We start from the raw sequence: 12764 nt of genomic DNA, 5'->3' as shown, positions 1-12764 counted from the left end.
AAGGCTGACCAGGACTTTTCCGCTGTTCTCGCTGACTGGAGGCCTGGTGTGGCGCTAGTCTCCGACGTGAGCGACGCGACCAACGCGTGGCTCGTTGCTCCGCAGGTGCGGGGCCACTAGGTTCCACACCTGGGCTCCACACGATCCATGTATCCGACCGTTCAAATCTGAGGTGACGAAGGCGTGGCTCTTCCGCCCCTTACCCCTGAACAGCGCAAAGCCGCGCTTGAGAAGGCCGCCGCGGCTCGCCGGGAGCGCGCCGAGGTCAAGAACCGGCTGAAGCACTCCGGTGCCTCGCTCCACGACGTGATCAAGCAGGGTCAGGAGAATGACGTCATCGGCAAGATGAAGGTCAGCGCTCTCCTGGAGAGCCTGCCGGGCGTCGGCAAGGTCCGCGCCAAGCAGATCATGGAGCGCCTCGGCATCTCCGAGAGCCGCCGCGTCCGGGGCCTGGGTTCCAACCAGATCGCCGCCCTGGAGCGGGAGTTCGGCAGCACCGGCGCGTGAGATCCGGGCCGCCGCGGGCCGCCGGGCGAACCCTCGTGGTGCCCCGTGGTCCCAGGTCCCGACAGAAACCGGGATAATCGCTGCATGAGTGAACGTCCGCGGCTGACCGTGCTCTCCGGACCCTCCGGGGTCGGCAAGAGCACGGTCGTCGCCCATCTACGCACGGTCCACCCCGAGGTATGGCTCTCGGTGTCGGCCACCACCCGCAAACCGCGCCCGGGGGAGCGGCACGGCGTGCAGTACTTCTTCGTGGACGACGAGGAGTTCGACAAGCTCGTCGCCAACGGGGAGCTGTTGGAGTGGGCCGAGTTCGCCGGCAACCGCTACGGGACACCCAGACGGGCGGTGCTCGACCGGCTGGAGGCCGGCGAACCCGTCCTGCTGGAGATCGACCTCCAGGGCGCCAGACTCGTCCGCGAGTCGATGCCCGAGGCCCGGCTGGTCTTCCTCGCGCCGCCCAGCTGGGACGAGCTGGTCCGCCGGCTCACCGGCCGCGGCACGGAGTCGCCCGAGGTCATCGAGCGCCGCCTGGCGGCCGCCCGTACCGAGCTGGCCGCCGAGCCCGAGTTCGACACCACCCTCGTCAACACCTCCGTCGAGGACGTGGCCGCCGAGCTGCTAGCCTTGATGCGTATCAATTGATCTTCAACCCCATCGGAAGGCAGAGCGTGTCCTCTTCCATCACCGCGCCCGAGGGCATCATCAACCCGCCGATTGATGAACTGCTCGAGGCCACCGACTCGAAGTACAGCCTGGTGATCTACGCCGCCAAGCGCGCCCGTCAGATCAACGCCTACTACTCGCAGCTCGGTGAGGGCCTCCTCGAGTACGTCGGCCCCCTGGTGGACACCCACGTCCACGAGAAGCCGCTCTCGATCGCGCTGCGTGAGATCAACGCGGGTCTGCTGACCTCCGAGGCCATCGACGCCCCGGCCCAGTAGGCATCCGGGTCCGCGGCCCGTCCGGCTCGCAGACCCACCCCGAAGAAGCGATCACCACGGGCCCGGCAGCGCGACTGCCGGGCCCGTGGTGTGCCACAGACGTCACGGCAGAGGCTGCGAGCAGAGCGGCTGCGGGAGAGGTAGCGATGGACAAGCCCAGGGTCGTCCTCGGCGTCGGCGGCGGCATCGCCGCCTACAAGGCGTGTGAGCTGCTGCGGCGACTGACCGAGAGCGGCCACGACGTCCGCGTCGTGCCCACGGCCTCCGCGCTGCACTTCGTCGGCGAGGCCACCTGGGCCGCCCTCTCCGGCCACCCCGCCGGCACCGAGGTGTGGGAGTCCGTGCAGGAGGTGCCGCACGTGCGCATCGGCCAGCGGGCCGATCTGGTCGTCGTCGCCCCCGCCACCGCCGACCTGCTCGCCAAGGCCGCCCACGGCCTGGCCGACGACCTGCTCACCAACACCCTGCTCACCGCCCGCTGCCCGGTGGTCTTCGCGCCCGCCATGCACACCGAGATGTGGGAGCACCCGGCCACCCAGGCGAACGTCGAGACCCTGCGCCGCCGCGGCGCGGTGGTGATCGAGCCGGCCGTGGGCCGGCTGACCGGCGCCGACACGGGCAAGGGCCGGCTGCCCGACCCAGAGGACATCTTCGACGTCTGCCGGCGCACCCTGGCCGGGCGCGCGGGCGGCGGTACGGCCGGCGGTACCGGTCGGGCCGGTGACATGACCGGCCGGCACGTCGTCGTCAGCGCCGGCGGCACCCGCGAACCGATCGACCCCGTGCGGTTCCTCGGCAACCGATCCTCCGGCCGCCAGGGCTACGCGCTCGCCGCGACCGCCGCCGCCCGGGGTGCCCGCGTCACCCTCGTCGCCGCCAACACCAGCCTGCCCGACCCGGCCGGTGTCACCGTGGTCCCCGTCGGCACCGCCCTCCAGCTGCGCGAGGCCGTGCTGAAGGCGGCGGCCGACGCCGACGCCGTCGTGATGGCCGCCGCCGTCGCCGACTTCCGGCCCGCCCGGTACGCCGAGGGGAAGATCAAGAAGCGGAACGGCGAGGAGCCGGCCCCGATCGCCCTCGTGCGCAACCCGGACGTGCTCGCCGAACTCTCCGCCGACCGGCCGCGCCCAGGTCAGCTGGTGGTCGGCTTCGCCGCCGAGACCGACCAGGTGCTCGCCAACGGCCGCGCCAAGCTCGCCCGCAAGGGATGCGACCTGCTGGTGGTGAACGAGGTCGGTGCCGACAAGACGTTCGGCTCCACCGACAACGAGGCCATCGTGCTGGCCGCGGACGGCACCGAGGTGCCGGTCTCCCACGGCCCGAAGGAGAAGCTGGCGGACACCGTCTGGGACCTCGTCGTCCAGCGTTGGTCGCTGCCGCCCGCCTCCTGACCAGTCGCCTTCCGACCCCGCGGCGCGCGGTGTGACAAACCCGTCACTCGGCGCCCGGGGGCCGTCCGGAGCCCGGCGGCAGGGCCTTTTGTCCGCCTTGGCGCACCTTTGCAGGTTGTTGCCGTGTGTTCGTTCCGTGAGAAACCCTTGACCGTCGCTGTAGTGCGTACGGATAAACTGTCCGAGGATCGTTTGCTCCAGGGCGCAGCCCCTAAGCGGTCCACCAATGATCAGCCAGCAGCCGCTGCAACCCCAGGGAGCGATGTGTCCCGCCGCCTGTTCACCTCGGAGTCCGTCACCGAGGGCCACCCAGACAAGATCGCTGACCAGATCAGCGACACCATTCTCGACGCACTGCTCCGGGAGGACCCCGCCTCGCGGGTCGCCGTGGAGACGCTCATCACGACCGGCCTGGTGCATGTGGCCGGCGAGGTGACCACCAAGGCCTACGCCCCGATCCCCTCGCTGGTGAGGGACAAGATCCTGGAGATCGGTTACGACTCCTCCAAGAAGGGCTTCGACGGCGCCTCCTGCGGCGTGTCCGTCTCGATCGGCGCGCAGTCCCCGGACATCGCCCAGGGCGTCGACACGGCCTACGAGTCGCGGGTCGAAGGCGATGAGGACGAGCTGGACCGGCAGGGCGCCGGCGACCAGGGCCTGATGTTCGGCTACGCGTGCGACGAGACGCCCGAGCTGATGCCGCTGCCGATCACGCTGGCGCACCGGCTCTCCAGCCGGCTCACCGAGGTCCGCAAGAACGGCACCATCCCCTACCTGCGGCCGGACGGCAAGACCCAGGTCACCATCGAGTACGACGGCGACAAGGCCGTCCGCCTCGACACGGTCGTGGTCTCCTCGCAGCACGCCTCCGACATCGACCTGGACTCGCTGCTGGCCCCGGACATCCGCGAGTTCGTCGTGGAGCACGTCCTGAAGCAGCTCGTCGAGGACGGCATCAAGCTGGACACCGACGGCTACCGGCTGCTGGTGAACCCGACCGGCCGCTTCGAGATCGGCGGCCCGATGGGCGACGCCGGCCTGACCGGCCGGAAGATCATCATCGACACCTACGGCGGCATGGCCCGTCATGGTGGCGGCGCCTTCTCCGGCAAGGACCCCTCCAAGGTCGACCGCTCCGCCGCCTACGCGATGCGCTGGGTCGCCAAGAACGTCGTCGCCGCCGGCCTCGCCTCGCGCTGCGAGGTGCAGGTCGCGTACGCGATCGGCAAGGCCGAGCCGGTCGGTCTGTTCGTGGAGACCTTCGGTACCGCCAAGACGGACGTCGCGAAGATCGAGCAGGCCATCACCGACACGTTCGACCTGCGCCCGGCCGCGATCATCCGCGACCTCGACCTGCTGCGTCCGATCTACGCCCAGACCGCCGCCTACGGCCACTTCGGCCGTGAGCTGCCGGACTTCACCTGGGAGCGCACCGACCGCGCCGACGCACTCCGCGAGGCCGCCGGTCTCTGACCCACCGCACCACGAGCGACGGGCGGGCCCCCACGGCGGGGGCCCGCCCGTCGCCCGTGACCGGCCCGCTCCCGGCCGTCCCCGCCCGCGGAAAACCACTTGGGCGCCGGAGACGAGCGTGTGACGATCCTCTCCGGTACCGAGCGGACCAGGGGGGCAGCGCATGGCCGGAATGCACGCAGACGAGGTGGCGACCGACGCCGAGCTGGTCCGAAGCCTGCTGCGCGCCCAGTTCTCCCGGTGGGCGGAGCTGCCGATCACCCGGCTCGCGTCCGGCGGCACCGTCAACGCGATCTACCGGCTCGGGGCTGAGCTGACCGTCCGCCTTCCGCTGCGGCCCGGCGGAGCCGAGGAGGCCGTGCGGGAGGCGCGGCTGCTCCGACGGCTGGCGCCGCTGCTGCCGCTGCCCGTACCCGAGGTCGTGGCGGTCGGCGCGCCGACCGCGGAGTACCCCATGGCCTGGGCCGTGCACCGGTGGATCGAGGGCCGCAACCCCGTCGAGGGCGAGCTGGCCGAGCCGGAGAGTGTCGCCGCAGCCCTCGCGGCCTTCGCGCTGGCCATGCGCCGGATCGACGTCCCCGGCGGCCCACCCGCACACCGGGGAGCGCCGCTGGTCTCCGAGGACCGCGAGACGCGCGCGGCGATCGAGGCCCTGCGGCGCACCGACGAGCCCTTCGACGCCGACGAGCTCACCGAGGCCTGGGAGGAGTCACTGGCGGCGCCACCGTGGCCGGGCCCGCCTTGCTGGACACACGCCGACCTGATGCCGAGCAACGTGCTGCTCGCGGGCGACCGGGTCCGCGCGGTCATCGACTTCGGCACCGTGGGCATGGGAGAACCGGCCACCGACCTCATCCCGGCATGGAACCTGCTGCCCGCCTCGGTCCTGCCCGAGTACCGCGAGGCGGTGGACGTGGACGACGCCACCTGGGCGCGCGGCCGCGGTTGGGCGCTGTCCATGGCCGTGATCCAACTCCCCTACTACCGCACGACCAACCCGGTCATCTCCGCGAACGCCCGGCACGTCATCCGCCGGGTACTCGGCGGGTGACACGGGCCCTCGGATGTCGGTGCGGTCTGCTAAGACTGGGGGAGTGAGCAGGCACGACACGCCGACGGGCGAGGGGGGTGGGGAGCCCGAGCAGCTGGCGCTCATCCGCGAGGTGGTGCGCCGGGGGAAGCAGCGGCAGCCCAGGGCCCGCCCGCGCACCTGGCGCGGCGCCGCGCTCGCCGAACGCGACCCGGTCGCCCGGGTGCTGGTCGACAAGGGTCTGGTCCACCTCGACCGCTACTTCGACTACGCCGTCCCGGCCGCGATGGACGCCGAGGCGCAACCCGGCGTGCGGGTGCGGGTGCGGTTCGGAGCGGGGGAGCGGGAGGGCCGCCGGGAGGGCGGCGGCCTCATCAACGGCTTCATCGTCGAGCGCGCCGCGGAGAGCGACTTCCCCGGGGTGCTCGCGCCGATCGCCCAGGTCCTGTCGCCGGAGCCGGTCCTGACGCCGGAGCTGCTGCGGCTGTGCCGCGCGGTCGCCGACCGGTACGCCGGATCGCTGGCGGACGTCGTGCAGCTTGCCGTGCCGCCCCGCGTGGGCCGGGCGGAGAAGCGGCCGACGCCGCCCGCCCAGCCGCCGCCCCCGTCGCCGGAGCCGGGCGGCTGGTCCCGCTACCCGGACGGCCCCGCCTACCTTCGGGCGCTCGCCGAGGGCGGCTCGCCGCGGGCCGTGTGGACGGCGCTGCCCGGGCCCGGCTGGCCCGACGAGCTGGCGCGCGCCGTCCAGGCCACCCTCGCCGCCGGGCGCGGAGCGATCGCGGTGCTGCCCGACGGCAGGTCGGCGCTGCGCGTCGACGCAGCGCTGCGGGAGCTGGTGGGCGAAGGGCACCACGTCCTGCTCACCGCCGACGCCGGCGCCGAGGCACGCTACCGGCGCTGGCTGGCGGTCAGCCGGGGAGCGGTACGCGCGGTCGTCGGCACCCGTGCGGCGATGTTCGCGCCCGTCGCCGACCTCGGGCTGGCCGCGATCTGGGACGACGCCGACGAAGCGCACTGCGACGACCACGCCCCCGGCCCGCACGCCCGCGACGTGCTGCTGCTGCGCGCCGCCCACGCACACGCCGGGCTGCTGCTCGGCGGACACAGCCGCACGGTCGAAGGCGCCCAGCTCGTCGGGACCGGCTGGGCGCGGGAGCTGGCCGCGACCCGGGAGACGGTCCGGGCGACCGCGCCGCTGGTCAAGACCGTCGGGGACCGCGAAGAGGCCAGGGACGCGGCCGCGCGCAGCGCCCGACTCCCCACCCTGGCGTGGGAGACGGCCCGCCGCGCCCTGGAGAGCGGCCCGGTACTCGTACAGGTGCCGCGCCGCGGATACGTGCCGCGCCTGGCGTGCGAGCGCTGCCGCGCCCCGGCCCGATGCGGAGCCTGCCACGGACCGCTGGAGGCGACGGACGACGGCGCGCTGCGCTGCGGCTGGTGCGGCGACCAGGTGGCCGGTACGCCCGGCTGGCGCTGCCCCGACTGCGGCGGCGCGCGGCTGCGGGCCACCGTCGTCGGCGTACGGCGGACGGCCGAGGAGCTGGGGCGCGCGCTGCCGAGCGTGCCGGTCCGTACCTCCGGCCGGGACCACGTCCTCGACACCGTCCCGGACCGTCCGGCGCTGGTGGTGAGCACTCCCGGCGCGGAACCGGTACCCGAAGGCCCCGGCTACGCCGCCGCGTTGCTGCTCGATGGATGGGCGCTGCTGTCCCGGCCCGACCTGCGCGCCGCCGAGGAGACGCTGCGCCGCTGGCTGACCGCCGCCGCCCTGGTCCGACCCGCGGCCGAGGGCGGCACCGTGGTGGCGGTCGCCGACCAGGGACTGCGGCCGGTACAGGCGCTGCTGCGCTGGGACCCGCGCTGGCTCGCCGAGATGGAGCTCGCCGACCGGGCGGAACTCGGCTATCCACCGGTCTCCCGGATGGCGGCCGTGACCGGTCCGCCGGAGGGTGTCGCCGATCTGCTCGGCAGGGCGGAACTCCCGGCCACAGCCGAGGTGCTGGGGCCCGTGCCGATGCCGGTGATCCCGGCCGGCCGCCCGCGACGAACCGGCGACCCGCCGCCGGGGGAGCGCTGGGAGCGGGCGCTGGTACGGGTACCGCCCGGCAGCGGCGCCGCGCTCGCGGCCGCGCTGCGCACCGCCCAGGCCGCCCGCCTCGCGCATCGCGCCGGGCCCCCGGTCCGCATCCGCGTCGACCCCCGCGACATCGGCTGACCCCACGCCGACCGGGCACGCCGTCAGGCCCCGGCAGGGGGCCGCCCGGTGCCTCAGGGCCCCGGGAGGACGGGCCGGTGGCGGCACCGGGCGGCGTGGGGAGGACGGCTGCGGAGGAGTTCAGCCGTTGCGCGGTCCGGGAAGGAGCCCGCCGCGGCTCTCCGTGAGGGAGTCGGCGACGGACGCGTGGGCACCGGCGGTGCGGGCGGCCGGCACGGTGGGCTGCTGCTCGCCGCGGCCCACCTGCTCCTCACCGACCTCCGCCGGCGCCGGCGCGGCAGCGGTCAGCGCGGTGGCCCGCTCGCCCGAGCGCCGGGTGCCGTAGCGGCGGTGCACCGCCTGCTTGGTGACGCCCAGAGCGGAACCGACGGCGTCCCAGGAGAACCCGAGCGAGCGGTCGAACTCCACCGCCGCCGTCACCAGCGTCTCGACACTGTCCCGCAGTTCCTGCGCGAGGCGCACGGTGGGCGCGGGCGCCCGCCCGTACACCACGAAGCCCGTGGACGGACCGCTGCGGCGCGGCCGGTAGACGTTGCCCAGCTGCGCGGTGAGCGTACGCATCGCGTCCACCTGCCGGCGGACCCGCTCGATGTCCCGCACCAGCAGATGCAGACTGGCGCGTGCCTGGGCGTCGTGGGTGGCGTTGTCGGCCATGAGCAAGCCTCTCGAACCGGCGTGAGTTCAGGAAGCGCGGTCGGCTCCCCGCTGTGCTGACGGTCAAATCTCATTGACCAACGCCTCACCGGGCGCCTGGTCACGCCCGGGTGGTGAGTGAACCGCGTTCGGGAGCGCACGCGCCCCGGTACGCCCCCTCGGGCAGGGCCCGGTGACGGGCCGTAGACTGACGCGTCCGCACAACCCGGTCCGCAGACTCACCGAGAGGTGGCCCCGCCCCCATGAAGCTGGTCTTCGCCGGCACCCCCGAGGTGGCCGTTCCCGCCCTGGACGCCCTCATCGCCAGCGAGCGCCACGAGGTGGCGGCCGTGGTGACCCGCCCGGACGCGCCCGCCGGGCGCGGGCGCCGGCTGGTCGCCAGCCCCGTCGCCGACCGGGCGGAGGAGGCGGGCATCGAGGTGCTGAAGCCGGCGCACCCGCGGGACGCGGACTTCCAGGCCAGGCTGCGGGAGATCAACCCCGACTGCTGCCCCGTCGTCGCCTACGGCGCGCTGCTTCCCAGGGCGGTGCTCGACATCCCGGCGCACGGCTGGGTCAACCTGCACTTCTCCCTGCTGCCCGCCTGGCGAGGCGCGGCACCCGTGCAGCACGCGGTACTCGCCGGCGACGAGGTCACCGGAGCGGCCACCTTCCAGATCGAGGAGTCGCTGGACTCCGGACCCGTCTACGGCGTGGTCACCGAGGAGATCCGGCACACCGACACCAGCGGCGACCTGCTCACCCGGCTTGCCTTCGCGGGCGCCGGCCTGCTCGCCGCGACGATGGACGGCATCGAGGACGGCAGTCTGAAGGCCGTGCCGCAGGACGAACGTGGTGTCAGCTACGCGCCGAAGATCACCGTGGCCGACGCCCGGGTCGACTGGACGACACCCGCACTGCGGGTCGACCGGGTGGTCCGCGGCTGCTCGCCCGCGCCGGGCGCCTGGACGGTCTTCCGGGGCGAGCGGCTGAAGCTCGTCCAGGCGAAGCCCGACCCGGCCGTCACCGATCTGGCGCCGGGCGAACTGCGGGTCGGCAAGCACTCGGTCCACGTCGGCACCGGCTCCCACGCGGTGGAGCTGGTCTGGGTGCAGCCGCAGGGCAAACGCCCGATGAAGGCCGACGACTGGGCGCGCGGCGTACGGATCGGCTCGGGCGAATTCCTCGGGGCGTAGGCTGGGAGCTTCGCCCGACCCCGTACTTCCGGAGCACCTTCCCACGTGAGTGACCAGCCCCGCCGCGCCGGCGCGCGCCGCCCCCACAAGCCCTACCGACGCCCGCGCCGCGACCCCGCCCGCATCGCCGCCTTCGAGGCGCTGCGCGCGGTCGACGAACGTGACGCCTACGCCAACCTGGTGCTGCCGCCCCTGCTGCGCAAGGCAAAGGAGGACAACGAGGGCTTCGACGACCGCGACGCGGCCTTCGCCACCGAGCTGGTCTACGGGACGCTGCGCCGCCAGGGCACCTACGACGCGGTGATCGCCGCCTGCGTCGACCGCCCCCTGCGGGAGGTCGACCCGCCCGTACTCGACGTGCTCTCGCTCGGCGCTCACCAGCTGCTCGGCACCCGCATCCCCGGTCACGCGGCCGTCAGCGCGACCGTCGAACTCGCGCGTTGCGTCCTGGGCGACGGGCGGGCCAAGTTCGTCAACGCCGTACTGCGCCGGATCGCCGCACACGACCTCGACGAGTGGCTGAAGCGGATCGCCCCGCCCTACGACAAGGACCCGGAGGAGCATCTGGGGCTCGTCCACTCCCATCCGCGATGGGTCGTCTCCGCACTGTGGGACGCGCTCGGCGGCGGCCGGGCGGGCATCGAGGAGCTGCTGGAGGCGGACAACAGCCGCCCGGAGGTCACCCTGGTGGCCCGCCCGGGCCGGGCCACCACCGACGAACTGCTCACCGAGCGGGACGCCGAACCGGGCCGCTGGTCCCCGTTCGCCGTCCGACTGGCCGACGGCGGCGACCCGGGCAACGTACCTGCGGTGGCCGAGGGCCGAGCCGGAGTACAGGACGAGGGCAGCCAACTGGTGGCGCTCGCGCTGGCCAACGCGCCGCTCACCGGCCCCGACGCCCGCTGGCTCGACGGCTGCGCGGGCCCCGGCGGCAAAGCGGCGCTGCTGGCCGCGCTCGCCGCCGAACGCGGCGCCGCGCTGATCGCCTCCGAACGCCAGCCGCACCGGGCCAGGCTCGTCGAGCGGGCGCTGGCCGGCGCACCCGGCCGCCACCAGGTGGTCACCGCCGACGGCACCCGGCCGGCCTGGCGTCCGGCGACCTTCGACCGGGTCCTCGTCGACGTGCCCTGCACCGGGCTGGGCGCACTGCGGCGCCGCCCCGAGGCGCGCTGGCGCCGCCGCCCGGAGGACCTGGAGGGCTTCGCGCCGCTCCAGCGGGCGCTGCTCCTCCAGGCGCTGCGGGCCGTACGCCCCGGCGGCGTGGTGGGCTACGCGACCTGCTCCCCGCATCTGGCCGAGACGCAGGCCGTGGTACGGGACGTGCTGCGGGAGCAGCCCGCCGAGTGGATCGACGCCCGCCCGCTGCTGCCGGGTGTGCCGGAGCTGGGCGAGGGCCCGGACATCCAGCTGTGGCCGCACCTGCACGGTACGGACGCGATGTACCTCGCGCTGCTGCGCCGCCCGCTCGACACGTGAGCCCGCGCGGCGGAACGCGTACCCTCGGCGGAGCGCGAACCCGCGGCGGGAGGTGAACCCGCGGCGGCGGCCGGGCGACGGCACGGTACCCGGTGAACCCACCCCTCCGGCAGGCGACATACTGGAGCCATGGCTCAGATCAACCCCAGCATTCTCTCCGCCGACTTCGCCAGGCTCGCCGAGGAGGCGGAGCGGGTCGGGGGCGCCGACGGCGCCGACTGGCTGCACGTCGACGTGATGGACAACCACTTCGTCCCCAACCTCACGCTGGGCGTGCCGGTGGTCGAGGCGCTGCGGAAGGCGACCGACACCCCGCTGGACTGCCATCTGATGATCGAGGACCCGGACCGCTGGGCGCCGCAGTACGTGGAGGCGGGCGCCGGCTCGGTCACCTTCCACGCCGAGGCCGCCGCCGCGCCGGTGCGGCTTGCCCGGGAGATCCGCGCCAAGGGGGCCAGGGCCTCGATGGCGCTCAAGCCCGCCACCCCCATCGAGCCCTACGAGGACCTGCTGCCCGAGCTGGACATGCTGCTGGTGATGACCGTCGAACCCGGCTTCGGCGGACAGGCGTTCCTGGACGTGATGCTGCCGAAGATCCGCCGCACCCGCCGGCTCATCGACAAGCACGGTCTGACGATGTGGCTCCAGGTCGACGGCGGCGTCTCCGCCGAGACCATCGAGCGCTGTGCGGAGGCCGGCGCGGACGTCTTCGTCGCGGGCAGCGCCGTCTACGGCGCCGACGACCCGGCGGCCGCCGTGCGTATGCTGCGGCGCCAGGCGCAGGAGGCGCGCCCGGCCGGCTGCGCGCACTGACGCCGCCGCCACCCGCGGCCGGGATGGCTGCACCCTGCACGGTATCGGCCGGGAACCGTGCGGATCTGCGAGGATGAAGACCGCGCGGCGATGCGCGAGTGCGGCTTGAACAGTGAGGTGAGTTGCAGTGTCGACGGGTCGGGCGGCGACGAGGATGGGGCCCGCCGAGCTGATGCAGGCGGCGGCCATGGCGCGCCGTTTCTACCTGGAGGGCAAATCCAAGATCCAGATCGCGGACGAGTTCGGCGTCAGCCGCTTCAAGGTGGCCAGGGTGCTGGAGACCGCGCTCGAACGGGATCTGATCCGCATCGAGATCCGCGTCCCGGCGGAACTCGACGCCGAACGGTCGGACGCGCTGCGCGCCCGCTACGGGCTGCGGCACGCCGTGGTGGTCGAGGCGCCGGCCGACGCCCAGGAGGACGCGGCCGACCCGGAGAACCTGGGTGAGGTCGCCGCCGACCTGCTGGGCGAGCTGGTCACCGAGGGCGACGTGCTCGGCCTCGCCTGGGGCCGGTCCACGATCCACATGGCCACCGCGCTGCGGCGGCTGCCGCCGTGCACGGTCGTGCAGCTGACCGGCGTCTACGACGCCGGCACCGCCGACCGCGGCTCGGTCGAGGCGGTACGGCGGGCCGCGGAGGTCGCCGGTGGCGAGGCGCACCCGATCTACGCACCCATGCTGCTGCCCGACCCCGCCACGGCCGAGGCGCTGCGGAGACAGACGAGCATCGCCGCCGCCTACGAGTACTTCGACAAGGTCACCGTCGCGGCCGTGTCCATCGGCTCCTGGGAGCCGGGCGTCTCGACCGTGCACGACATGCTGGCGCCTCAGGAGCGCGCCCACTACGCCTCGCTCGGCGTGGCCGCCGAGATGTCCGCCCACCTCTTCGACGCGGAGGGCCGGCGCATCGGGCGGGACCTGGGCGAGCGCTGCATCACCGTGGAGGCCGAGCGGCTGCGGCGGGTCCCGGAGGTCGTGGCCATCGCCGGCGGCGGCCGCAAGGCCGAGGCGATCAACGCCGTGCTGCGCTCCGGGCTGGTCACCAGCCTGGTGACGGACACCGCCGCCGCCGACCGGCTGCTGCGGGA

12 protein-coding genes are annotated in these 12764 nt (G+C 74.0%); 11 read left to right on the top strand and 1 reads right to left on the bottom strand.

All coding sequences use genetic code 11. From position 1 onward, the window contains the following. Nucleotides 1-183: 183 nt before the first annotated feature. The 7 genes from FNX44_RS05205 to FNX44_RS05175 all read left to right on the top strand — a co-directional run bounded on the left by FNX44_RS05205 (nt 184) and on the right by FNX44_RS05175 (nt 7557). Complete coding sequence (locus FNX44_RS05205) at nt 184-507, top strand: integration host factor (protein ID WP_143646760.1); 324 nt, start codon at nt 184-186, stop codon at nt 505-507. Between the two features lie 84 nt (nt 508-591). Continuing rightward, nucleotides 592-1149 carry a guanylate kinase gene (gene gmk / locus FNX44_RS05200; RefSeq protein WP_143646759.1) on the top strand — a complete coding sequence of 186 codons (558 nt, stop codon included), beginning with the start codon at nt 592-594 and terminating at the stop codon, nt 1147-1149. A gap of 26 nt (nt 1150-1175) precedes the next feature. Then, the gene (gene rpoZ, locus FNX44_RS05195) at nt 1176-1448 is read left to right on the top strand and encodes a DNA-directed RNA polymerase subunit omega (protein ID WP_143646758.1); all 273 of its coding nucleotides are present in this window, start codon (nt 1176-1178) and stop codon (nt 1446-1448) included. A 146-nt stretch (nt 1449-1594) separates the two neighbouring features. Then, the gene (gene coaBC / locus FNX44_RS05190; RefSeq protein WP_143646757.1) at nt 1595-2839 is read left to right on the top strand and encodes a bifunctional phosphopantothenoylcysteine decarboxylase/phosphopantothenate--cysteine ligase CoaBC; all 1245 of its coding nucleotides are present in this window, start codon (nt 1595-1597) and stop codon (nt 2837-2839) included. 264 nt (nt 2840-3103) lie between these two features. Continuing rightward, nucleotides 3104-4312: a methionine adenosyltransferase gene (gene metK, locus FNX44_RS05185; protein ID WP_143646756.1), complete on the top strand. Its 1209-nt coding sequence runs from the start codon at nt 3104-3106 to the stop codon at nt 4310-4312. Between the two features lie 172 nt (nt 4313-4484). Continuing rightward, on the top strand, nt 4485-5363 hold the full coding sequence (locus FNX44_RS05180; RefSeq protein ID WP_143646773.1) for an aminoglycoside phosphotransferase family protein: 879 nt from the start codon (nt 4485-4487) through the stop codon (nt 5361-5363). A 13-nt stretch (nt 5364-5376) separates the two neighbouring features. Beyond that, a complete protein-coding gene (locus tag FNX44_RS05175) occupies nt 5377-7557 on the top strand; it encodes a primosomal protein N' (protein ID WP_143646755.1) in 2181 nt (726 codons plus the stop codon). 120 nt (nt 7558-7677) lie between these two features. On the opposite strand, the gene FNX44_RS05170 is transcribed toward FNX44_RS05175, so the two are convergent. After that, nucleotides 7678-8211, bottom strand: coding sequence for a hypothetical protein (locus FNX44_RS05170; protein WP_143646754.1), 534 nt, complete (start codon nt 8209-8211; stop codon nt 7678-7680). A 242-nt stretch (nt 8212-8453) separates the two neighbouring features. Between FNX44_RS05170 and fmt the strand changes: the two genes are divergently transcribed. The 4 genes from fmt to FNX44_RS05150 all read left to right on the top strand — a co-directional run. Further along, on the top strand, nt 8454-9386 hold the full coding sequence (gene fmt, locus FNX44_RS05165) for a methionyl-tRNA formyltransferase (RefSeq protein WP_143646753.1): 933 nt from the start codon (nt 8454-8456) through the stop codon (nt 9384-9386). A gap of 45 nt (nt 9387-9431) precedes the next feature. Further along, entirely contained in the window at nt 9432-10862 is a 1431-nt protein-coding gene (locus FNX44_RS05160; protein WP_143646752.1) for an RsmB/NOP family class I SAM-dependent RNA methyltransferase, read from the top strand. A 129-nt stretch (nt 10863-10991) separates the two neighbouring features. Further along, nucleotides 10992-11675 carry a ribulose-phosphate 3-epimerase gene (rpe, locus tag FNX44_RS05155; RefSeq protein WP_143646751.1) on the top strand — a complete coding sequence of 228 codons (684 nt, stop codon included), beginning with the start codon at nt 10992-10994 and terminating at the stop codon, nt 11673-11675. Nucleotides 11676-11802: 127 nt separating this feature from the next. Further along, nucleotides 11803-12764, top strand: a 962-nt coding sequence (locus FNX44_RS05150; protein ID WP_143646750.1) for a sugar-binding transcriptional regulator, incomplete at its 3' end; no start/stop codon positions are given.

Origin of the sequence: Streptomyces alkaliterrae (assembly GCF_007097205.2) — a bacterium.
Classification (GTDB): domain Bacteria; phylum Actinomycetota; class Actinomycetes; order Streptomycetales; family Streptomycetaceae; genus Streptomyces; species Streptomyces alkaliterrae.
This window is presented reverse-complemented; position numbering and strand designations above follow the sequence as displayed.